The sequence below is a fragment of the Micromonospora gifhornensis genome (genome assembly GCF_016863515.1).
Classification (GTDB): Bacteria; Actinomycetota; Actinomycetes; order Mycobacteriales; family Micromonosporaceae; genus Micromonospora; species Micromonospora gifhornensis.
In genome coordinates this window covers 1-21,182 of the sequence record NZ_BOPA01000065.1, presented here as the reverse complement: position 1 = coordinate 21,182, position 21,182 = coordinate 1, and the positions used below count along the sequence as shown (strand labels likewise).

Genomic DNA, 21,182 nt, shown 5'->3' with positions numbered 1-21,182 from the left:
TTAGGTCGCCGCTTGGTTGGCGTAGCTTCGACGACGGCACCTTGCCGAATCGCCAGATCTTCCAAGCTGACTTTGCAGCTCAAGGCGAGTGTGGCGAGCCGGAGACTAGAACCGCGCGGGTCGCCAGGACGGCCCCGCGATCTTTGGTGGCTTGGTCAGCGTGGGATCGATAGCTTGCCAGGTGGCGCGCCACTCACTGGGAGGAAGTGCCAAGGTGGCGCACACCTCGCGCGCCACCTCCTCGGGACCACGGCCACGCCACAGGGTGTCGACGAAGACCTGGTAGTCACCGTCGATCTGAAGGGCGACCCGGAACAGTTCGTGATCGCGGTAGTCGTTGGCGACCCAACTGGGTTTGAGGCCGTGAGAGCGCAACCGGTCGCGGTCCATGTCCGTCAGGACACGTCGTCCGGCTGTGCGCTCTGCCGTCTCCCACGAATGATCCGCAGCCACCCGTGCGACTTCCACGTCGTACTCGGCGGCCGAGAAGGAGACGCCGCGGTTCATGGGCACCTCGATCGACCAGTCCCAGTGCACGAGATCGCCGTCCCGTCTGATGGTGACGTCTGTGGATCCACAGCCATACACGCCGCATTCGCAGCGGGCGATCGGGACGGTGCGCGGCTGGGAGGCGGCCACCAGACGATTGGTGGGGACAAGGATGTCGTACGGGTCCATCCCGAGTCCGGCTGCGGCAGAGGTCATCTCCGTACCGTTGACGTAGACCTCCACCTGGAATCCGCCGCCTGCATCGCCGGGCGTCGGCACTACTTCCAAACGTAGAGAGTCGACTCCTGGCCGACGGGCGACTCCTCCACCTGTTGCGAGGGCGAAGCTTGGGGGGACAGTGCCCGGGTAGGGGATTCTGAGTTCCTCGAGCGACTTGGCCACGAGTTCGCGGATATCCCAGGATGGATCTCTCAGCGAAGCGCCAGCGAGTTCACGCAACGTCGGCGAGTCCAGCCCGTCGATCAGTGCCTGGCAGGCGGCATGGATCATGTCCGCCAGGCCGTACCCGGTGTCGGCGTTCCATCGCCCCACAGCGTCGTACAGGCGCTGCTCCGCAGACCCGCTGCCCTTCCCAGTCACGCCAACCATCATCCACAGCCCCTGCGAGGACCGCACCGTCGTTTCGCATCTACCGCCCTCGCAGCGTCCGCTCATCGGCTACGAGCGCGCGGCTTTCGTGAGCGCGCACCGGCGCGGGTGTCGAGTAGATGGTTACGGCGTTCGCGAGGGCTCGTCCGGGTGGCTGCTGGCGTTGTACGAGTTCTTGGCGGCGACCACGGCCGCCTGAAGGTGCTCGGGGTCGACGCCGTGTACGTTGAGCGGCGGGTGCAAACGCCGGACAAGTTCGGCCTCGATGGTCGCCGGCTCTGCGTCCTCCGCCCAGGTCAAACGCAGGTGCGCGGACATCCACGCGGTCAGCCGCGACTCGTCCTCAGGGATCAGGACGACACGGTCGGTAAAGGTCGTCTGGTATCCCTCGGACACCAGCAGCCCGGCCAAGGTGCGGCGCAGAGTCGAACTGCCCGAACGCCTCAGATGGTTGCGCAGGATCCGGCCCCGCAGGCTGGTTGCCCGTCCGAGGTACAGCAGCCGTAGCGACGGGACGTTTTCATTCGGTGGCCCGGGAAGCTCGGGAAGGATCGAAGGACCGGCCCACCAGGCGTAGACGCCGCTGCCACGGCTCAGCCGCTTGACGGCGACATCGACTTCGACCGGCGTGCCACAGAGCAGTCGCAGGGCTTCTTCGACCCGGGTTCCGTCGGTGGTGGCACCGTCCGGTCGGGTTTGGGGAATGGTCATCGAGGTCATCCTAGGCGTCCCCGGCGGACCTGGGCTGGGGCTGCAAGGACACGGATGCTCCACGCAAGGTCCGGCAGCGCCACGATCGGCGGCTACGGATACTGACAGGCCGATCAGCAAGCCGCGCGCTGTCTGCGGCAGAAGGGGATGTCGAGTCGGGCGCATATTGGAACGATGCGGGTTGCAGTCGTGGTCTGACTGCTCGCGAGGTTGACTCAGAGGTCGGTGATGCTCCCGTTGAGGGCGAAGGCAGCCACGGCGGTCAGCAGTGCGTCCAGGAAGTCGTCCAGGTCCTCAGCGACGACCGTGACGCCGAAGTCGGCGGACCCCGAATAGATGCCCTGCTCGTACCCGCATTCCCGCAGCCGGTAGACAGTGCCGACGTCGCCGACGGCGATGGCGTACAGGGCGCCGCCGCCGTCTGCACCGAAGATGACCACGTCAACGTCCTCGTCGAACGGCTCGCCGATGCGATCCGGGATCCCGTCGTCGTGGTACAGCATGCCCTGGATGTGGCTCGGCGAGAACATGAAGTAGCCGTTTGCGATGTCGGGCAAGGAGACCGCGCCCACCCATCTGGCGACGGCGAGGAGGGCGTCGGGTATCCACGGCAGTCGCTGCCGGAGCGCGGCGAGATCCGACTCCGATGCCGGCGGACCCACGGTGTGCTTGTCCGGTTTGAACGGATACCTCGATACGACGTCACGTAACGCACGCTGGTGGCCGCCTCGATCGCTTCCGCCCAGCAAGTCAGCCGCTGCTCGTCCAACGCGGGTGCCCCTTCGGCTTGCAGCCCTCACACGCAGTACTGCGAGATGCGCTCCGAGCAGGTGCCGATGCCCGTTCCCGCTGGTAGATAGGGCAGGTAGTTCGGCCAAGGGTGTCACAGCCCAGGCAGCGCTGTCGTCGGCGTGGCTGAGTCGCTCTTCCGCCAGGCCGTGCCGCATAAGGGGCAGACATCAGCGGCACGATACCTGCGGCCAGATCGGCGAACTGTTCTTCAAGTTGAGACTGAAGTGCGACCCCGGGTACCTGGTCCTCGCCATCCGGGCGAGGCGGGAGTGAGCCACCGGCGACGGCATCAAGGACCCGGACGTGAACGGGGTCAACGATGCACGTCGTTGGGAGTACCGTCGACAGGTGGTGGCTGGGTGAGTTCGCCTGGCATCTTGAGCTTGGAGCGGCGTTATGGCTTCGTCCGTCGATCCGCGCTTCGGCGTAGCTCTGCGTGAGTTTCGGGAGCGGCGTGGTTTGTCGCTTCGAGCCCTGGGGCAGCTCGCGCATCGGAGTAAGAGCCATCTGCACGAGTTGGAAGCAGGGCTCAAGGCTCCGACAGTCGACACGGCGCGCCACCTGGACCGGGTTCTCGACGCTGGGGGTTCGCTCGCTCGCTTGGTCGATGCGCCTGTCGACCATGCGGCCGAGGCCGGCGAGCTGCGGGCGAGAGTCGCCGCCAGCGATGTCAGCAGGGACGTGCTCGAACGGATCGAGCAGGGCGTTGACGACCTCGCCAGTGCCTATCCGACGATGGCCCCGGCGGATCTGTTGCCGCTGGTACGGCAGCACCTCGCCTATGTCGGGCGGTTGCTGGATGGGCGGGTCACGCTTGCTCAACAACGGCGGTTGTTGGTTGCCGGTGGCTGGTTGGCGGTGCTGCGGGCGACGGTGCATATCGACCTGCGGCAGCGGACAGCTGCGGCTGCCCACTTGCGAGCTGCTCGTGATCTTGCCGAACATGCGGAGCATGACGAGATCCAGGCATGGTGTCTCGAAACCCGGGCCTGGGACGTGCTGACTCAAGGCGACTACCGGACGGCACTCGATCTCTCCGAACAAGCTCAGCGGGTCGCCCCGAAGGGCAGCTCTGCCCGCATTCAGGCAACTGCTCAGGAGGCTCGTGCGTGGGCGCGGATCGGGGACGTCGGTGCGACACGGCGAGCGTTGGACCGGGTCGAGCGGCTGACGGCGAATCTGCCCGTTCCTGAGCGAGCCGAACACCATTATCGGTACGACCCGGCGAAGGCCGCCGCATATACGGCTACGACTTTGGCGTGGGCTGGTGATCCCGGTGCCGAGCAGGTAGCGCGGGCTGTGTTGGCCGATTTGGACCCGTACGGCGATGGGGGAGCGCGGCCCCGCCGGTCCGCGTCGGCCCGCCTCGACCTCGGTCTTGCCCTGGTCGCCGCCGGGCAGCCGGACGAGGCGGTCGCACTTGGGGCGCAGGCCGTGGAGTCCGGGCGGGTGGTGCCGTCGAACTGGTGGCGGGCTGCGGAATTGCTGGCGAAGGTGGAGCAGTCGGGGGCACCAGAGGCCGCGACATTGCGTGACCTGTGCATCGAGTACGCCCCGGAACGTCGACCGCCAGCGGACAGCACACCTGGTTAGCGGACAGTCACCTTCTGGATCGTTGACGCGCACGGCGTAACGCTGGACCTCACTGCACCCGGGCGCGGAACGAGACACATCAGCAGGTGTCCCTCCGCGCCCTCAAGACGGAGGGCCGGACACATGACAGTGGGCATCGGACTCCTACGGCGGATCGTCAGCCGGTACTTCCCGTCGCCGGTCGGCTCCGGCTTCGGACAGCGCATCCAGACCATCGAGCAGGAGGCCGCCAGGCAGCGGCTGTTGGATCAGGCACGAGGCGCACAACAGCCTCCGGCGGGTGGGGATTCTTCGGTGCCGCTGAAGCGGCGCGTCTCGTACGACGAGTACCTGTCGGCTACCGCGTTGACCTTTGCCCGGCGGCATCGACCGGTCTGGTGTTGGCGGCGGTGGCGGCGGGTCTGTCGGTGTGGAGTCGACCTGCCCTGCCGTGCTCGACATCGCATTCCGATCAATCGTGGTCACTGGCCTGGGGAGGGTGAGCAGTGACCGGCGGGCCGGAATGGACGATCCTCGCCGTACACGTTCGTGGGCTTGATGGGATGTGTGCGGGTTGCCGGGTGTGGTGGGCGCGGCTGGTGCCGTACCCGTGTTGGCAGGTGGAGTGGGCGACGAGCCGGCAGGCTCGCGCGAGCGTGGCCCGGTTTCTGGGTGGTGTGCGGTGACCACCCACGGTCCGGTGATGCCGGTCTGGAGTTGTGGCGGTTGCGACCTGCCCTGGCCGTGTCCGACGCGGCGGCGGGAGTTGCGTGCGGAGTACGCGGGCGCGCCGGTGTCGTTGGCTCTCTATCTCGGGGTCTGTCTCGTGCAGGCCGCCGAGGACATGCCGTGGGCACCGGCCGGGGCGCTGCACCGCCGGTTCATCGGCTGGGCCAGGCAGGTGCCGGAAATGTAGGAGCGAGTCCTCGTGCCTACCGTGAGCCCGGTCAGCGAGCGCGGTTCTGAGCGGACAGTTCGGTCGGGGAGAGGCGCAGCGTTAGCCGATCTTGCGAGGCATGTATCCGAGAGCAAGGTGGTCCATGGCCCTCGGCAGACGGCCGAAGGTGGCGAGCCCATCGGTGACGAGGTATATCTCCTCCTGCTCGTCGATGCCGAGTAGCGCGTATCCGCAGGTTCCACCCGCCAGCTCGCCGATCGGCGCAATGTCACGGCTGATTCGTTCTCCCCATCCGATGAATCGATCAGCTTCGCCGGAGCATTCGGTTGGAACCAGCGTGAAGGGTTCCCGAGCACGGGTGACACCAGGCCCGCTGTTGTGGACGGTGAGCCCGCCGAACTCGGTGAGGAACCGTCGCGCGACCGGATGCAGGGGAAGGAAGCCGTCTGCCCCTAGGTCAGCCTCCCACTGTGCTGTGTCCACAGCCCGACCGGCGGACCAGCCCACCTGTTCCAGGATGTCGCGCGTTCGGCGGTAGAAGCTGACTGGGCGCTGCATGGCAGCGACTGTAGGCGACGAACGTACGACACGGCGGTCTGGATACACCGAGCGGTGCGGACCTGACGGAGCGGAAGGGTCGGCACCGGCTGGCTGGGCCGCCATCCCTCGCTCCGCGCCGTGCGGATGACTGCCGCGACCATCGATGGACGAACAGGGACCGGCGGGCCGCCGATCCAGAGCCCTTCCTGGTCAACGCCACGTCGATCCCCTCGCCGCCGGGCGTCAGTCGAACAGAACCACGGTGCGGGCGCCCTCGCCACGGGCCATCCGGGCGAGCGCCTCAGGTGCCTCGTCGAGACTGACCCGGTCGCTGACCAGGAAGTCGAGGTCGAAGCTGCCGTCGAGCACCGCGCGGGCCAGCTCCGGCAGGTCCCGGTCCGGGTCGGAGGAGCCGTACACCGAGGAGCGCAGTGTCCGGGCCGAGTGGAAGATCTCCAACGCGCTGAGACCGACGATGTCGTCCTTGCCGCCCATGCCGACCACGATGACCTGCCCGCCGCGACGGGTGGCCCGCCAGGCGGTGCGGATGGTGGCGGCCCGACCGACGCACTCCACCGCATGATCGACGCCGCGACCGCCGGTCAACGTTCGGACCGCGCGGCTGAGGGTGTCGTCGGCGAGTAGGAAGTCGGTGGCACCGGCGGCGCGGGCCAGGTCGGCTTTGGCGGGGGAGACGTCGACGGCGATGACGGTGGCGGCACCGGCCGCGCGGGCGGCGGCGACCGCGGACAGGCCGACGCCGCCGAGGCCGATGACGGCGACCGAGTCGCCGGGGCGCACATCGGCGGTACGCCGGATCGCGCCGACGCCGGTGAGCACCGCGCAGCCGAGCAGCGCCGCGGTGGGGAAGGGCAGGTCCGCCGGTACGACCACCATCGCGTGCTGCGGCACCACCACCTGTTCGGCGAGCGCGCCGAGGCCGAGGGTGACGTGCAGCGGCTCGCCGTCGAGGGTGTGCCCGGCATCTGTGGCCGGGGTGCCGGTGTGTTCGCACAGCCAGGGTTCGCCGTGGGTGCAGGACCAGCAGGCCCGGCAGGGTGGCGCCCAGTTGAGCACCACGTGGTCGCCGACCGCGACCCGGTCGACGCCGTCGCCGATCTCGACCACCACACCGGCGGCCTCGTGGCCGAGCAGCAGCGGGTACGGGGCGGCGATAGTGCCGTCCACCATGGACAGGTCGGAGTGGCAGACGCCGGCGGCCCGGATCGCCACCCGTACCTGCCCGGTGTCGATGTCGGGCAGGTCGACCTGCTCGACGCGTGGGGGAGTGCCAGCGGCCCTGGCCACGAGGCCCTTCACCGCTGGATCGCCTTCAGTTCGCAGAACTCCGCCAGCCCGTGGGTGCCCAGCTCGCGGCCGAGGCCGGACTGCTTGTAGCCGCCGAACGGTGCCAGGGGGTTGAAGGGTGCGCCGTTGATGTCGACGGCCCCGGTGCGCAATCGGCGGGCCACCTGCACCGCGCGTTCCTCGTCGGTGGACCAGACCGCACCGGCCAGCCCGTAGCGGGAGTTGTTGGCGACCCGTACGGCGTGGTCGTCGTCGTCGACGGGGATGACCGCCAGGACCGGGCCGAAGACCTCTTCCTGGGCCAGGGCGCTGTCGGGGTCGACGTCGGCGATGATCGTCGGGGCGACGAACCAGCCGCGCGACGGTACGGGGGCGTCCGGTCCGCCGGCGACGAGTCGGCCGCCGTCGGCCAAGCCACGGGCGATGTGTTCGCGTACCCGGTCGCGTTGCGCAGCGGAGACCAGGGGGCCGAGTCGGGTGGCCGGGTCGAAGGGGTCGCCGAGCCGGTAGCCGGCGACTGCCTTGGCGGCCAGGTCGAGGGCTTCGTCGTAGCGGTCGCGGTGCACGAGCATCCGGGTCCACGCGGTGCAGGTCTGCCCGGAGTTGAGCATCGCGTTGCCGACGCCGACCTTGATCGCGGCGGTCAGGTCGGCGTCGTCGAGGATGACGTTCGCCGACTTGCCGCCGAGTTCCAACGCGACCCGGGCGATCCGGTCGGCGGCCAGGTGGGCGATGCGTCGGCCGGTGGCGGTGGAGCCGGTGAAGGAGACCAGGTCCACGTCGGGGTGACCGGCGAGGGCCTCGCCGACGATCGGTCCGGTGCCGGTGACCAGGTTGACCACGCCGGGTGGCAGGCCGGCGGCGTGGATGGCGTCGAAGAGCAGGTACGCGGTAAGCGGGGTCAGCTCGCTCGGCTTGAGTACCAGCGTGCAGCCGGCCGCGAGCGCGGGAGCGAGTTTGGCGACGATCTGGTGCAGCGGGTAGTTCCACGGGGTGATCGCCCCGACCACGCCGACGGGTTCGTGGACCACCAGCGAGTTGCCCACGGTCTGCGGCGCCGGCGGGTGGGCGGCCAGGTCGACGTAGCTGCGCAGGACGGTCAGTGGCAGTCCGGCCTGGACGCGGGTGGCGACCTTGAGCGGGGTGCCGAGTTCGGTGGCGACGGTGCGGGCGATGTCGTCGGCCCGGGCGGTCAGCTCGGCGTGCAGCCGGTCGAGGTGGGCGGCCCGGTCGACGGGGTCGGTCGCGGCCCAGCCCTCGAAGGCGGCGCGGGCGGCGGCAACCGCCCGGTCGACGTCGTCGGCCGTGCCGGCCGGGACCGTGCCGATGACCTCCTCGGTGCTGGGGTTGTGCACCTCCAGCGACTGCCGGCCGTCGGCGGGAACCCAGCCTCCGTCGAGGTAGAAATCGGTCCGTACGGATTCCATATGCCTCCACCTCGACCTAAAACTAGCGGTGCAAGTTTGGACTCTAGTGCGTCCCGCCCTCCGGCGGGAGGGGGGCAAGTGGACCTACGAGCCGCTCGTAGGTGTGCGACAGCCCGTCGATGAGCGCCTCCAGGCCGAGGGCGAACGCGCCCTCATCGACGCGTTGCTGGTGCTCGGCGAGGCGGTGGGCCTGGCTCAGGTGCGGGTACTGCTCGGCGTAGAGCCCCGGATCCTCCACGAAGCCCCGGGCGAAGGAGCCGAGCGCCGAACCGGTCACGAAGTAGCGCATCAGCGCGCCGATGTGCGTCGCCCGGGCCGGCGGCCAACCCGCCGCGACCAGCCCGCCGTAGACCGCGTCGGCCATGGCCAGTGCCGCCGGGCGTCGGCCGGGACCCTGGGCCAGGTGCGGCACGATGTTCGGATGCGCCGCCAGGGCGGCCCGGAATCCGTGCCCCCAGCGGCGCAGTGCCTCGCGCCAGTCGACCTCGCCGAAGTACGACACGTCCACCTGGCCGGTGATGCTGTCCGCGACCGCGTCGAGGATCTCGTCCTTGGTGGCGAAGTGGTTGTACAGCGAGGGCCCGCGTACGCCGAGCGCGGCGGCGAGCCGCCGGGTGGAGAACGCGTCGAGTCCGTCGGCGTCGATCAACGCGGCGGCGGTCTCGACGATCCGCTCCCGGCTGAGCAGCGCCTGTCGAGGCCGGGGCATGGGCGTCCTCCTTCGCATCGGTGGCTCGCGGGGAACTGTCGCACACCGGGGTCTGGACAGCATAAAACTTGCAGCGCTAGTTTAATCGCATGGACCTTCACCTCTCCGCCGAGCAGGTCGCGGTCCGGGAGCTCGCCGCCGACTTCGTCAACCGCGAGGTGGTGCCACACGCGGCGACCTGGGACCGGCGCGAGGCGGTCGACCCGGGCATCGTCGGCAAACTCGGCGACGTCGGCTTCCTCGGCCTCACCATCGACGAGGAGTACGGCGGCTCCGGCGGCGACCATCTCGCGTACTGCCTGGTGCTGGAGGAACTCGGCCGAGGCGACTCCGCCGTACGCGGCATCGTGTCGGTCTCCCTCGGCCTGGTCGCCAAGTCGATCGCCACCCACGGCACGCGAGAGCAACGCGAACAGTGGCTGCCCGCGCTCTGCTCGGGCACCGCGCTCGGCTGCTTCGCGCTCACCGAACCGGACAGCGGCTCGGACGCCGCGGCGCTGACCACCCGCGCGGTCCGCGACGGCGACGACTGGCTGCTCACCGGCCGCAAGACGTTCATCACCAACGGCACCACCGCCGACGTCGCGTTGCTCTTCGCCCGCACCGGCGGCCCGGGCCACCGGGGCATCACCGCGTTCCTGGTGCCCACCGACAGCCCGGGCCTGTCCCGATCCGAGATCAAGGGCAAGCTGGGCCTGCGCGGACAGGCCACCGCCGAACTCGTCCTCGACGGCGTACGGGTGCCCGACACTGCCCGCCTCGGCGAGTGCGGCGCCGGCTTCCGGCTGGCCCTGGGCACCCTCGCCAAGGGACGCATGTCGGTCGCCGCCGGATGCGTCGGCATCGCCCAGGGCTGCCTGAACGCCGCCGTCGACTACGCCGGAGCGCGCACCCAGTTCGGCAAACCCATCGCCGGACACCAACTCGTGCAGCAACTGCTGGCCCGCATCGCCGTCGACACCGCCGCGGCGCGGCTGCTGGTCTGGCAGGTGGCCGACCTGATCGACCGGGGCCAGCCGTACGCCACCGAGGCGTCGATGGCCAAGCTGTTCGCCAGCGAGGCCGCCGTGCGTGCGGCCAACGACGCCATCCAGGTCTTCGGCGGGTACGGCTACATCGACGAGTACCCGGTCGGCAAGTACCTGCGCGACGCTCGTGTCACCACCCTCTACGAGGGCACCAGCCAGATCCAGCAGCTACTCATCGGGCGGGCGCTCACCGGCGTCAACGCCTTCTGACGAAAGGAACCGTGAGCACATGGACTTCGGGCTGTCCGACGAGGAACGGGCCATCCGCGACACCGCCCGCGACTTCATCACCCGCGAGGTCATGCCGCTGGAGCAGGAACTGCTGCGCCGGGAACGGGCCCACCAGCCCGGCCTGGAACCCTCCGAGCTGCGCGAGCTGCAGCTCAAGGCCAAGAAGTTCGGCTTCTGGGGCCTGGCCACGCCGCAGGAGTACGGCGGCATGGACCTGCCCGCCGTCATGCAGTCGCTGATCTGGACCGAGATCGGCCGCACCTTCGTGCCGTTCCGCTTCGGTGGCGAGGCCGACAACATCCTCTTCTACGCCACCGAGGAGCAGCGGCAGGAGTTCCTGCTGCCCACCATCGCCGGTGAACGCAACTCCTGCTTCGCCATCACCGAGCCGGGGGCCGGCTCCGACGCCGCCAACATCCGCTTCCGCGCCCGCCGCGACGGCGACGACTGGATCCTCAACGGCGAGAAGACCTTCATCACCGGCGGCAACGAGGCCGATTTCGCCATCGTCATCGCGGTCACCGATCCCGAGCGGGGTGCCCGAAACGGCGGGGCGACCGCCTTCCTGGTGGACCGGGCGATGGGCTGGCGGTCGGAGTTCATCCCCACCATGGGCGAGGGCGGTCCGGCGTCGCTGTTCTTCGACGACGTACGCGTACCGCACCGCAACATCCTCGGTGAGGAGGGCCAGGGGTTCGCCCTCGCCATGCAGTGGATCGGCAAGGGCCGCTACACCATCCCCTCACATGCCGTCGGCATCGCCGAACGGGCGCTGCGGATGGCCATCGACCACGCCAACACCCGGGAGACCTTCGGCACCAAGATCGGCACCAACCAGGCCATCCAGTGGATGATCGCCGACTCGGAGACCGAGCTGGAAGCCGCCCGCTGGCTCATCCTGCGGGCCGCCTGGACGGTCGACGCCGGAATGGACCCCCGGCACGCCTCCTCGATGGCGAAGCTCTACGGCGCCGGCATGGTCAACCGGGTGGTCGACCGGGTCATGCAGATCCACGGCGGCATGGGCTACACCCGCGAACTGCCTATCGAACGCTGGTACCGGCAGGTGCGGCTGTACCGGATCTTCGAGGGCACCGACGAGATGCAACGACTGATCATCTCCCGCGACCTGCTGCGCGGCTACACGAAACTCGGAGGACACCTGGGATGAGGACCTTCGCCAGCATCGACGAGGTGGCCGGCGCGGTCGGCGAGCGGCTCGGCCCCGGCCCGTGGTTCACGGTCGACCAGAGCCGGGTCGAGCTGTTCGCCGACGCCACCGACGACCACCAGTGGATCCACCTCGACCAGGAACGGGCGGCAGCCGGACCGTACGGCGGCACCATCGCCCACGGCTACCTGACGCTCTCCCTGATACCGGCCCTGGTCGGCCAGCTGTACCGGGTCGACGGGGTGCGGATGGGCATCAACTACGGCCTCAACCGGGTCCGTTTTCCCGCACCGGTACGCGTCGGCAGCGCGGTACGGGTCGTCGCCACCATCGACCAGGTCACCCCGTTCGACGGCGGCGCGCAGTTGGTCGCCACGGTGACCGTGCAGAACGACGGCGGTGACAAGCCGGTCTGCGTGGCCGAGACGGTGAGCCGGCTGTACACCGACCCGCCCCGATGACCACGCTCTCCCCGGCGACCGTGCTGGCCGGCTCCGCCCGCCGGCACGCCGACACCGTCGCCGTCGTCGACGGGCGGGTCCGCGTCACGTACGCCGAACTGTGGTGGGAGGCCCGCTGCTACGGCGCCGGGCTGCGCGCCGCAGGGGTACGCGCCGGTGACACGGTGGCCCTGCTCGCACCGAACGTGGTCGACTTTCCCCGGGTCTACTACGCCGCCCTCGCCGCCGGCGCGCACTGCGTGCCGATCGGCGCGCCGACCAGCCCGCAGACGGTCCACCTGCTGCGCGGCGCGCGACTGCTCGTCTGCCACACCTCACAACTGGCCGCCGGGCAGAGGGTCAGCGCCCGGGTCGGCGTACCGCTGGTCACCGTCGGACCGACCCGCGGCCCGTCCGGCGTACCCCGACTGGAAGACCTCAGCGACCCCGCACCCGGCGGCACCGCCGCGGACCCGGACACCGACACCGACCCGGGCGGCCGGACCGCGACCGACCCGGCCGACGGCGACGTGGTGCTCAGCTGCCTGCCGCTGGGTGGCCGGTTCGGCCAGGACGTCGCACTGACCGGCACCTTCGCCGCCGGCGCGACCCTGGTGCTGCTGGGCCGCTTCACCGGCCCGGCGGCACTGGAGCTCATGCTCCGCGAGGAGGTCACCGTCTTCCACGGCACCTCAGCCATGTACGCGGCCCTGCTCGACGCGGCACGGGGCAGGCAGACCCTGCCCCGGCTGCGACGCTGCGTCAGCAGGACCCCCCTGCCGCCGGCCCTGGGACAGCCCTTCACGACCACCTTCGCCACAGTCGTCACCGTGGCCGAGGAGAAGTCCCGATACGGCGGTGGCCGACGACAGCGCTGGCGCTGCCGGCACCGACGGTGACGCCGGTGCCGGCGGCACCGCCGTCGCCCGCGCCAGGTGGACAACAGGCGCGGTCAGCGAGTTGCCGACCCGGTCAGGCCGCAGCGATGTCCGGCGTGGCCCGGAAGAGGTTCGTCGGGTCGTAGCTGGCCTTGATGGCGACCAGCCGCTGGTACGTCTCCGGCAGGTACGCCTGCGCGAACTGCTCCGGTGCGGCGTCGGCGGCGGTCAGGAAGTTCACGAACAGCCGACCGGTGCTCCACGGCGCGATGGCCGCGAGCACCCGGGTCAGGTGAGCGTGGATCGCCTCGGCCTCGTTCGGGCCGCCGAGCCCGACAGCGTAGAGGCTGAAGGCGGCACCCTGAAGGTCGCTGGCGTTACCGGCCGCCGGGCGGCGCTCCAACGCCCCGCCGAGGTGCCGCAGCTCGAAGATGACCAGCGGGCTGCCCGAATCGGGGCCGGCATGCTCGACGATGGCGTCGACCAGCTCCGGGGTGAACTCCCGCAGCAGCCCCGAACGGTCCTGGACCGGGATCGGGTTCGGCGGGTCGGCGTGGATGGAGGCGATCGCGGTGTACGGCATCTCCATCACCGAGTCGATAAGCATCGGGGCGATCTCCCGCAGCGGGGCGACCAGTCGCTCGCCCTCCTCGGCGGCGCCGACGTAGGCGATCCGCACGTGCACCACCATCTGACCGCGCAGCGGCTCCGGCACCTCCGGAAGCGGCGGCAGCTGCAACAACGCGATGGACGAGTTCATCTCGTCCGGCACACCAGCGGTCCACCGGCCCCACGCGTTGAACACCTCGGCCGCCCGGTCAGCGGTGAAGAACAGACCGCCGCCGTAGATGTGGCTGACCGGGAAGAGGTTGAACTCCAGGGCGGTCACCACCCCGAAGTTGCCCTTGCCGCCCAGCACGGCCCAGAACAGGTCCGGCTCCTCGGTGGCGGTCGCCACGCGCAGCCGGCCGTCCGCGGTGACCAGCTCGACCCGGCGTACCTGGTCGGCGGCGAAGCCGAAGGTCCGGCCGATCGGGCTCAACCCGCCGCCCAACGTGTACCCGACCACCCCGACGCTGGGCGACGCCCCGTTCAGCGGCGCCAGACCGTGCTTGCCCGCCGCCTCGACGACCTGCTGCCACTGGACACCTGCCTCGACCCGGGCGGTACGCGCCTCGGCGTCGATGGTGACCCCGTCCATCCGTCGGGTGTTGATCAACACCGCCCCGGCCGTGGGGAGCGCCGAGTGACCGGTGGCCAGCATCGCGACCGGCAGACCCTGTTCCGCGGCGAAGTCGACAGCAGCCTGGACATCGGCGACGCCCGCGACACCCACCACGAGCGCCGGCTGGTGCGAGACGGCGAGGTTGTACGACGCGCACTCGACGTCGTACCCGTCCTCGCCCGGAAGCAGCACCGGCCCGACCGTCTGAGCGGCGAGGCGTGCCGCGGTCTCCCGGCTGACCACAGCGCCACCCGGTGTCGAACTCTGGTTCGGGTTCATGTGATGCCTTTCGCGTATTGGAGGAGCAACCAATTCCGCAGACGTCGTCGGACCTGACCAGTTCGAGACACGATCCGCTCGTGTCACGCTTCACATGGCCGAAGATCGGCCGCACAAACGCGCGAACCACCGGGCGGACCAGGCAGTTCTGTCGCACAGGAATCGTCAACGGCTCAGCGGAGCAGGAATCTCTCTGGCAGATTTCCGACCCTCCGGTGCCGCCAGGGAAAGGCACACTGTTAGTCCGACTGCGGGGGACCGGTCTCCAGCAGACGTCCCTCGGTGAGCCGCAGCCAGCGGCTGACATTGATCTCCGCGAGGAACCGCTCGTCGTGGCTGACCACCAACAGCGCACCCTGGTAGGCGTTGAGCGCACTCTCCAACTGACCGACGCTGACCAGGTCGAGGTTGTTGGTCGGCTCGTCGAGCAGCAGAAGTTGCGGTGCCGGCTCCGCGCCCAGGACACAGGCCAGGGTGGCACGCAACCGCTCGCCACCGGAGAGCACCCCGACCGGCAACTGCGCTCTGGCACCCCGGAACAGGAAACGGGCGAGCAGGTGCATCCGCCGCGCCTCCGGCGCCTGCGGCGCGAACACCGCAAGGTTCTCCGCCACCGTACGCTCCGGATCCAGCAGATCCAGCCGCTGCGACAGGTACGCGATCCGGCCGTCCGCCCGCCTGACCTGGCCACCCTCAGGCTCCAGAGTGCCGGTGACCAGGCGCAGCAACGTGGACTTGCCGGCACCGTTGGCACCGAGCAGCGCGATCCGCTCCGGACCCCGGATCGTCAGGTCGACGCCGTCACCGGCGAAGACCGGCCGCCCGCCGTAGCGGACCTGCATCCGCTCAGCAGCCAGCAGCGTACGTCCGGCCGGCACCAGGGTGCCGGGCAGATCCAAGGAGAGCTTCTGCTCGTTGCGCAGCGCCTGCCCTGCCTCGTCGAGCCGGGCCTTCGCCTCACTGACCCGCGCGGAATGCAGCTCGTCCGCCCTGCCCGCCGACTCCTGGGCGTTGCGTTTCAGCGTGCCGGCGAAGATCTTCGGCAGGCCCGCGTTCTTGAGGTTGCGAGAGGCGTTGCCGGCCCGCCGCGCCGCCCGCTCGCGCGCCTCCTGCAACTCCCGCTTCTCCCGCTTGAGTTCCTGCTCGGCGTTGCGGACGTTTTTCTCTGCCACCTCCTGCGCGGCCCGCACCGCCGCCTCGTACGCGGTGAAGTTGCCGCCGTGGAACCGCAGCTCACCGCGGTCCAGTTCGGCGATCCGGTCCATCCGGTCCAACAGCGCCCGGTCGTGGCTGACCAGCAGCAGACAGCCGGTCCACTGCTCCAGCACCTCGGTGAGCTTGTGCCGGGCGACGATGTCGAGGTTGTTCGTCGGCTCGTCCAACAGCAGCACGTCGGGCCGCTTCAACAACTGCGCGGCCAGACCGAGAGAGACGACCTGCCCGCCGCTGAGCGTGTCCAGACGCCGATCGAAGGCCAGGTCACCGAGGCCGAGCCGGTCCAGTTGCGCGCGGGTCCGTTCCTCGATGTCCCAGTCGTTGCCGATCGTGGTGAAGTGCTCCTCGTCGGCGTCCCCGGACTCGATGGCATGCAGTGCTCTGATCAGCGGAGCGATCTCCAGCACCTCGGCCACCGTGCGGTCACCGACCAGCGGCAGGGTCTGCGGAAGATAGCCCAGCACTCCCTGGACCGTGACGGACCCGGCGGTGGGCCGGTACTCGCCGGCGATCAGCCGCAGCAGGGTGCTCTTGCCGGCACCGTTCGGCGCGACCAACCCGGTACGGCCGCCACCGATCGTGAAGGACAGGTCCTGGAAGACCGGAGTGTCATCCGGCCAGGAGAAGCTCAGGTTCGAGCAGACGACAAAAGAATCGGACATCGGGACAGAACCTCGGATGTGAGGGCAGGCGGACCTCAGCCGCCCGACAGGGGGACACGGTCTGGAAGAAACGACGACCGACCACGGCACCGGCGCTCACGGGCGCGGGCCGGACAGCCGATCACATGTCCGGTCTCACCCGGAGATGTCGTCGTCTCCCTGCATGTCTCGTCTCCCTGATTCGCTGACCATCCAGGGCCAGATCCTGCGTGACTACGGTAGCACCGGCGGCACTCGACTCGCCCGATGAGCCGCCTTCCTAGGAGTATCAGGACCAGGCTGCTCGCCGACGGCGAACCTACCGTGGTCGACATGGCGAATCCGAGACTAGGTGGACACCAGCCCGCGCCGCGACAGGTTTTCGGCACCCCCGGCCGACCACGACGGGACCGGTCCGGGACGCCGTACCTGGCCACCCTGGGCAGCGGGGCCTGCCTGGTCGTGACGCTCGCGGCATGTTCCGCCGGACCGGGCAGCGACACCGCCGCTGACGACACGACACGGTCCGACCGGCAGGCCTCCACGACGGCCGCACCGACCCCGCCGCCATCGCCCGGCGACACCGCACCGCATCCGTACGTCGGGATGTGGGTGACCGCCGACGGTCACATCCGGCAGGCGTTGCTCGCCGACGGCCGCTACGACGAGGCCCGCGGCGAGCGGGAGAGCGCCTACACCGGCTCCTACCGGGTGAGCGGAAACCGCATCGAGTACGCCGACGACACCGGTTTCAGCGCACACGGCACCTTCGACGGGGACGTCCTGCACCACGCGGGATACGTCTTCTACCGCGAGGGCAGCGACGCACACCGCAACGCGAGAGAGGACTGACCATGATGGACAACGCGACAGGACATGGCCGACGCGTGCTCTTGACGGCGGGGATCGCCGGTGGGCTGACGGTGCTCGCCGGGGCCGGCGTCGCCTCGGCGGGAGGGCCCAGGAACCCCGACGTGCCGGGGCGGCCCGCCATGGAACGCCGCAACATGGAGGCGGTGCGACGCGCCTTCGCACGGCAGAACGCCGGCGGCGACATCTACGACATCCTGCACGACGAGGTGGAGTGGACGATCGTCAACGGCCGTACCTACACCTCCAAAGCCGAATTCCTCGCCCAGGGATCGGCACCGATCATGGACCGGCTGGCCTCGACGCTGGTGATGACGATCCGGGACATGTGGGCGGACGGAGACACCGTGATCATCCGGTTCGCGGGCGACGCGACGGCCACCGACGGCGTCGACTACCACAACGAGTACTGCTGGATCTGGCAGCTGCGCGGTGGCGACGTGGTGCGCAGTCACGCCTTCCTGGACATGGTCGCCGTGCGGGAACTCATCGACCGTATCGACCTGACCTGACCGGTCACCGCAGCCAGCTGCTTGCGGCCAGGGTGCCCAGCAGCCGCAGCGCCTCGGCGCTGCGGCTGTCCGGCTGGGCGCGGTACACGATCAGCTGCTGTCCGGGCGCCTCCCGGACGTCGAAGGCGTGGTACGACAACGTTAGTTCACCCACCGCGCCGTGCCGGAACGTCTTGGCCTCGTGCGTCTTGCCCTGCACGTCATGACGCCCCCACAGTCGACGGAACTCCGCACTCGCCGAGCCCACCTCCTCGACCAGGTCCCGCGCCTGCCGGTCGTGCGGGTCGTGACCGAGGGCCAGGCGTAGGTTCGCCACGCACGCCTCGGTGGCCCGTCGCCAGTCGGCGAAGAACGTCGCACCGGCCGGGTCCAGGAACGTCATCCGGACGAGGTTGTCCGCCTCGGCGAAGTCCGCATAGAACGCGTCGGCCAGCGCGTTGCCGGCCAGCAGGTCGAGTCGTCGGTCGAGGACGAAGGCTGGGGTGTCCGGCCAGGCGTCGAGCAGGTCCCGCAGGCTCTGCTCGACCCGGGACCGAGCGGGGGTCGGCGCGTCGCCGGGTGCGAGCCCGGCCAGCCGGAAGAGATGGTCGTGGGCGTCCGGCCCCAGGTCGAGCGCGCGGGCCACGGCGGCCAGCACCGACGCCGACGGGTGGCGTTCCCGACCCTGCTCCAGTCGGGTGTAGTAGTCGACACTCACCCCGGCCAGCACCGCGACCTCCTCGCGCCGCAGGCCGGCGACCCGCCGGGCACCGGTGGACACGAGACCGACGTCGCCCGGCGCCAACCGGGCGCGCCGGGCGGTGAGGAACGCCCCGAGCGCGGTTGTCGGCATGCCACCAACGGTATCCGTGCGGGACCCGACCAGGCAGGGTGCGCCGCACCCTGGTTGCGCCCGGCTGGCTGCCGCCGACGACTGTGGATGCGTCCTGCGCCGCCGGTGACCGGCGCGGGGAGTCCGTCGGCAGGACACACGTCCCGCCGACGGACTCGGGCGGCCGAAGCCTACGGTTTGCGGGCGAGGAGCCCGACGAAGGTGTGATAGGTGTCGGTCTGCTGCCGAGCCGGCGTGCCTGGCTCCGGACGCCACTCGGCCAGCGGCACCAACCCCGGCTCCAGCACCGTCAGCCCATCGGCGAAGGAGAGGATCTCCTCGTCGGTGCGCCAGCGGCCGGTGCCCAGCGACTCGTTGAAGACCCGTTCGACCTCGCGCGCCTTGCGGGAGCCCTCCGGATCACGCTCACCCGGGTCCCGGAAGTGGGAGATCGCCACGTAGCTGCCCGACGGCAGCGCGTCGATCAACTCGGCCGCCAACGCTCGCGGCTGCTCGTCGTCACCGACGTGGTGCAGGATCGCGAAGAGCAACAACCCGATCGGTCGGTCGAAATCGAGGAACCGACGTACCTCCGGATTGTTGAGGATCTCCTGCGGCGCCCGGACATCCGCCTGGATCACCGTCGCCGTGCCCTCCTCGGCGAGCAGGGCACGCCCGTGCGCCAGGACGATCGGATCATTGTCCACGTACACCACCCGGGCCTTCGGGTTGTGCTCGGTGGCGACCTCGTGCACGTTGCCCTGGGTGGGCAGCCCCGACCCGATGTCGAGGAACTGGTCGATGCCGGCCTCGGTGACCAGGAAGCGAATCACCCGACGCAGAAAGGCCCGGTTCGCCTGGCCGGCTGCCGGCCCGTCCGGAGTGATCCGCAGGGCGTGCTCGGCTACCTTTCGGTCGACCTCGAAGTTGTCCTTGCCCCCGAGAAAGAAGTCGTAGACCCGGGCCACGCTGGGAATGCTGGTGTCGATGCCAGGGGGTGCCGCCTTGTCGCGGGTCACAGGCGTCTCCATTCAATGAGGATCGACGCCGGGTGAAGTCTGCGGGCGGTTCCGGCGCTGCGGTGAGTGTAGCCATCGACTGAGTGAAATTCTCACCCTGCCTGGTACCGCTCCCAGCAGACGTGCGGCTCACTCGACCGGCAGCAGCGCGACCCCCTGCATCTCGATCAGCAGGTGCGGGTGCGGCAGCTGGTGCACCGCCACGGTGGTACGCGTCGGCCCGGTCTCGTCGAAGAGTTCGGCGTACACGCGGTTGTAGCCACCGAAGTCGTTCATGCTGACCAGGTACGTGGTCACCTGCACCAGATCGGACAGGTCCGCGCCCACCTCGCGCAGGATGTCGCGCATGTTCTCGATCACCGCGCGGGTCTGCACCTCGATGTCCAACGAGGTCGTGCCCAACGCGTCCACAGTCGCACCGGCGATCGTGTTGTCGGGACGGCGGCTGCTCGTACCGGAGACGAAGGCGAAACCGCCCGCGACCTTGACGTGCGGGAACCGGCCACGCGGCACGGCCTTGCCGGCGACGACCCTGGCCCCGCTCATGCCGACGCCCGCAGCGAGACGGTGCCGAGCTGTTCGACAGTGACCCGCACGTGCGCGCCCGGCGTCAGGGGCACCGCGGCGGTCGCCGCGCCGGCCAGCAGCACCCAGCCGTCGCGCAGCTCCCCGGCGAGGCGGGCCGCCTCGGGCAGGGCGCGGCGCGGGTCGCCGAGGATCGCCGCGGTGGAGCCGACCTGCGCGACCCGACCGTCGACCTCCAGCAGCACACCGAGGTTGTCCACGTTGTCGGGCACCGGCTGCCACGGCCCGACGACGAAGCCGGACGCGGAGGTGTTGTCGGCGATCACCTCCGGCAGGGTGAACCGGAAGTCCCGGTACCGGGAGTCGATGAGCTCGACGGCGGGGGCGACGGCGGCGATCGCACCACCCTCGACGAGGAACGCCACCTCCGGCTCGACCTTCGGATGGATGTGTCCGGACAGGTCGACGGTGCCGCCGTCGGAAATGTGCATCGCGTCGGTGAGCCGACCCCAGATCACCTCGTCGACACCCATCTGGGTCATCTTCGCGCGGCTGGTCAGGCCCAGCTTCACCCCGACCACCGCCTCACCACGGCCCACCCGGCGGGCCACCAGGGCGTCCTGCACCTGGTACGCGGTGGCCACGTCGAGGCCGGCGTCGGCACCGAACTGGGCGAGCGCGGTCCGTGTCACGGCGGCCTCGTCCAGCCGGGCGGCGATAGTGTCGATCACTGCGGGTCCTTCCCGGCGTCCCGGACCAGGTCCAGCGCCACGTCGACGATCATGTCCTCCTGGCCGCCGACCATCTTGCGGCGACCCAACTCCAGCAGGATGGTGCGCACGTCCACGCCGTAGCGGCCGGCGGCGCTCTCCGCGTGCCGCAGGAACGACGAGTAGACGCCGGCGAAGCCGAGCGACAACGTCTCCCGGTCCACCCGCACCGGCCGGTCCTGCAACGGACGCACCAGATCCTCGGCGGCGTCCATCAACGCGAACACATCGCAGCCGTGCTGCCAGCCGTTCAGCTCGGCCACCGCGACGAAGACCTCCAGCGGCGCGTTACCCGCCCCGGCACCCATCCCGGCCAGTGAGGCGTCCACTCGGCGCACCCCGTGCTCGACCGCGACGAGGCTGTTGGCCACGCCGAGGGAGAGGTTGTGGTGCGCGTGGATGCCGATCTCCGTCGTCGGATCGAGCACCTGCCGGTACGCGTCCGCCCGCTGCGCCACGTCCGCTATGGTCAACCGGCCGCCGGAGTCGGTGATGTAGACGCAGTGTGCGCC

At 69.9% G+C, this 21,182-nt stretch carries 22 protein-coding genes and 1 pseudogene; 9 read left to right on the top strand and 14 right to left on the bottom strand.

Annotated elements, in window-relative coordinates; genetic code table 11:
* Positions 1–105: 105 nt before the first annotated feature.
* The 3 genes from Vgi01_RS29110 to Vgi01_RS29100 form a co-directional block, all read right to left on the bottom strand.
* A complete protein-coding gene (locus Vgi01_RS29110) occupies positions 106–1,101 on the bottom strand; it encodes a hypothetical protein (protein WP_239089231.1) in 996 nt (331 codons plus the stop codon).
* A gap of 120 nt (positions 1,102–1,221) precedes the next feature.
* Positions 1,222–1,809 (bottom strand): GIY-YIG nuclease family protein, encoded by a 588-nt coding sequence (locus tag Vgi01_RS29105; RefSeq protein ID WP_239089230.1) that lies wholly within the window; start codon positions 1,807–1,809, stop codon positions 1,222–1,224.
* 215 nt (positions 1,810–2,024) lie between these two features.
* Positions 2,025–2,471, bottom strand: coding sequence for an SMI1/KNR4 family protein (locus Vgi01_RS29100; RefSeq protein ID WP_204293196.1), 447 nt, complete (start codon positions 2,469–2,471; stop codon positions 2,025–2,027).
* 526 nt (positions 2,472–2,997) lie between these two features.
* On the opposite strand from Vgi01_RS29100, the gene Vgi01_RS29095 reads away from it, so the two are divergent.
* The 3 genes and pseudogenes from Vgi01_RS29095 to Vgi01_RS29090 all read left to right on the top strand — a co-directional run bounded on the left by Vgi01_RS29095 (position 2,998) and on the right by Vgi01_RS29090 (position 5,089).
* Positions 2,998–4,194, top strand: coding sequence for a helix-turn-helix domain-containing protein (locus Vgi01_RS29095; RefSeq protein WP_102657566.1), 1,197 nt, complete (start codon positions 2,998–3,000; stop codon positions 4,192–4,194).
* A gap of 305 nt (positions 4,195–4,499) precedes the next feature.
* A pseudogene (locus tag Vgi01_RS31315) lies at positions 4,500–4,859 on the top strand (hypothetical protein); the annotation flags it as partial.
* A complete protein-coding gene (locus Vgi01_RS29090; RefSeq protein ID WP_204293195.1) occupies positions 4,856–5,089 on the top strand; it encodes a hypothetical protein in 234 nt (77 codons plus the stop codon). The pseudogene Vgi01_RS31315 and the gene Vgi01_RS29090, both read left to right, overlap by 4 nt.
* An 81-nt stretch (positions 5,090–5,170) precedes the next feature.
* Here Vgi01_RS29090 and Vgi01_RS29085 read toward each other — a convergent pair whose 3' ends face one another.
* The 4 genes from Vgi01_RS29085 to Vgi01_RS29070 form a co-directional block, all read right to left on the bottom strand.
* Positions 5,171–5,629 (bottom strand): SUKH-3 domain-containing protein, encoded by a 459-nt coding sequence (locus Vgi01_RS29085; protein WP_204293194.1) that lies wholly within the window; start codon positions 5,627–5,629, stop codon positions 5,171–5,173.
* Between the two features lie 225 nt (positions 5,630–5,854).
* Positions 5,855–6,919, bottom strand: a complete 1,065-nt coding sequence (locus tag Vgi01_RS29080) for a zinc-binding dehydrogenase (protein WP_239089229.1) — start codon at positions 6,917–6,919, stop codon at positions 5,855–5,857.
* Between the two features lie 8 nt (positions 6,920–6,927).
* On the bottom strand, positions 6,928–8,346 hold the full coding sequence (locus Vgi01_RS29075; protein ID WP_204293192.1) for an aldehyde dehydrogenase family protein: 1,419 nt from the start codon (positions 8,344–8,346) through the stop codon (positions 6,928–6,930).
* Between the two features lie 43 nt (positions 8,347–8,389).
* Positions 8,390–9,055, bottom strand: a complete 666-nt coding sequence (locus tag Vgi01_RS29070) for a TetR/AcrR family transcriptional regulator (protein ID WP_204293191.1) — start codon at positions 9,053–9,055, stop codon at positions 8,390–8,392.
* Positions 9,056–9,144: 89 nt separating this feature from the next.
* On the opposite strand from Vgi01_RS29070, the gene Vgi01_RS29065 reads away from it, so the two are divergent.
* Genes Vgi01_RS29065 through Vgi01_RS29050 form a run of 4 tightly spaced genes read left to right on the top strand, consistent with a single transcriptional unit; the run spans position 9,145 to position 12,824 of the window.
* Positions 9,145–10,293 carry an acyl-CoA dehydrogenase family protein gene (locus Vgi01_RS29065; RefSeq protein ID WP_013733306.1) on the top strand — a complete coding sequence of 383 codons (1,149 nt, stop codon included), beginning with the start codon at positions 9,145–9,147 and terminating at the stop codon, positions 10,291–10,293.
* A gap of 19 nt (positions 10,294–10,312) precedes the next feature.
* Positions 10,313–11,485 (top strand): acyl-CoA dehydrogenase family protein, encoded by a 1,173-nt coding sequence (locus Vgi01_RS29060; RefSeq protein WP_102657574.1) that lies wholly within the window; start codon positions 10,313–10,315, stop codon positions 11,483–11,485.
* Positions 11,482–11,946, top strand: coding sequence for a MaoC family dehydratase (locus tag Vgi01_RS29055; RefSeq protein ID WP_204293190.1), 465 nt, complete (start codon positions 11,482–11,484; stop codon positions 11,944–11,946). Before Vgi01_RS29060 ends, Vgi01_RS29055 begins: the two co-directional genes overlap by 4 nt.
* Entirely contained in the window at positions 11,943–12,824 is an 882-nt protein-coding gene (locus Vgi01_RS29050; RefSeq protein WP_204293189.1) for an AMP-binding protein, read from the top strand. Before Vgi01_RS29055 ends, Vgi01_RS29050 begins: the two co-directional genes overlap by 4 nt.
* Before the next feature lie 73 nt (positions 12,825–12,897).
* Here Vgi01_RS29050 and Vgi01_RS29045 read toward each other — a convergent pair whose 3' ends face one another.
* Positions 12,898–14,307 (bottom strand): FAD-binding oxidoreductase, encoded by a 1,410-nt coding sequence (locus tag Vgi01_RS29045; protein ID WP_204293188.1) that lies wholly within the window; start codon positions 14,305–14,307, stop codon positions 12,898–12,900.
* Positions 14,308–14,546: 239 nt separating this feature from the next.
* Positions 14,547–16,184 (bottom strand): ribosomal protection-like ABC-F family protein, encoded by a 1,638-nt coding sequence (gene abc-f / locus Vgi01_RS29040; RefSeq protein ID WP_204293187.1) that lies wholly within the window; start codon positions 16,182–16,184, stop codon positions 14,547–14,549.
* A gap of 312 nt (positions 16,185–16,496) precedes the next feature.
* Here abc-f and Vgi01_RS30965 point away from each other — a divergent pair, with 312 nt between their 5' ends.
* Together Vgi01_RS30965 and Vgi01_RS29030 are read left to right on the top strand one after the other, a co-directional pair.
* Positions 16,497–17,015, top strand: coding sequence for an Atu4866 domain-containing protein (locus tag Vgi01_RS30965; protein WP_102657592.1), 519 nt, complete (start codon positions 16,497–16,499; stop codon positions 17,013–17,015).
* A 35-nt stretch (positions 17,016–17,050) separates the two neighbouring features.
* Positions 17,051–17,545, top strand: a complete 495-nt coding sequence (locus tag Vgi01_RS29030; RefSeq protein ID WP_199180161.1) for a nuclear transport factor 2 family protein — start codon at positions 17,051–17,053, stop codon at positions 17,543–17,545.
* Positions 17,546–17,549: 4 nt separating this feature from the next.
* On the opposite strand, the gene Vgi01_RS29025 is transcribed toward Vgi01_RS29030, so the two are convergent.
* From Vgi01_RS29025 to dmpG, 5 genes are all read right to left on the bottom strand, one after another.
* Complete coding sequence (locus Vgi01_RS29025; RefSeq protein WP_204293186.1) at positions 17,550–18,377, bottom strand: helix-turn-helix domain-containing protein; 828 nt, start codon at positions 18,375–18,377, stop codon at positions 17,550–17,552.
* A gap of 170 nt (positions 18,378–18,547) precedes the next feature.
* Entirely contained in the window at positions 18,548–19,387 is an 840-nt protein-coding gene (locus tag Vgi01_RS29020) for an SAM-dependent methyltransferase (RefSeq protein ID WP_233196753.1), read from the bottom strand.
* 117 nt (positions 19,388–19,504) lie between these two features.
* Positions 19,505–19,921 carry a RidA family protein gene (locus tag Vgi01_RS29015; protein ID WP_102657580.1) on the bottom strand — a complete coding sequence of 139 codons (417 nt, stop codon included), beginning with the start codon at positions 19,919–19,921 and terminating at the stop codon, positions 19,505–19,507.
* Positions 19,918–20,631 carry a 2-keto-4-pentenoate hydratase gene (locus Vgi01_RS29010; RefSeq protein WP_204293185.1) on the bottom strand — a complete coding sequence of 238 codons (714 nt, stop codon included), beginning with the start codon at positions 20,629–20,631 and terminating at the stop codon, positions 19,918–19,920. The genes Vgi01_RS29015 and Vgi01_RS29010 overlap by 4 nt, the downstream gene beginning before the upstream one ends.
* Positions 20,628–21,182: 4-hydroxy-2-oxovalerate aldolase (dmpG, locus tag Vgi01_RS29005; RefSeq protein WP_204293184.1), on the bottom strand; the 555-nt coding region annotated here is incomplete at its 5' end. The genes Vgi01_RS29010 and dmpG, both read right to left, overlap by 4 nt.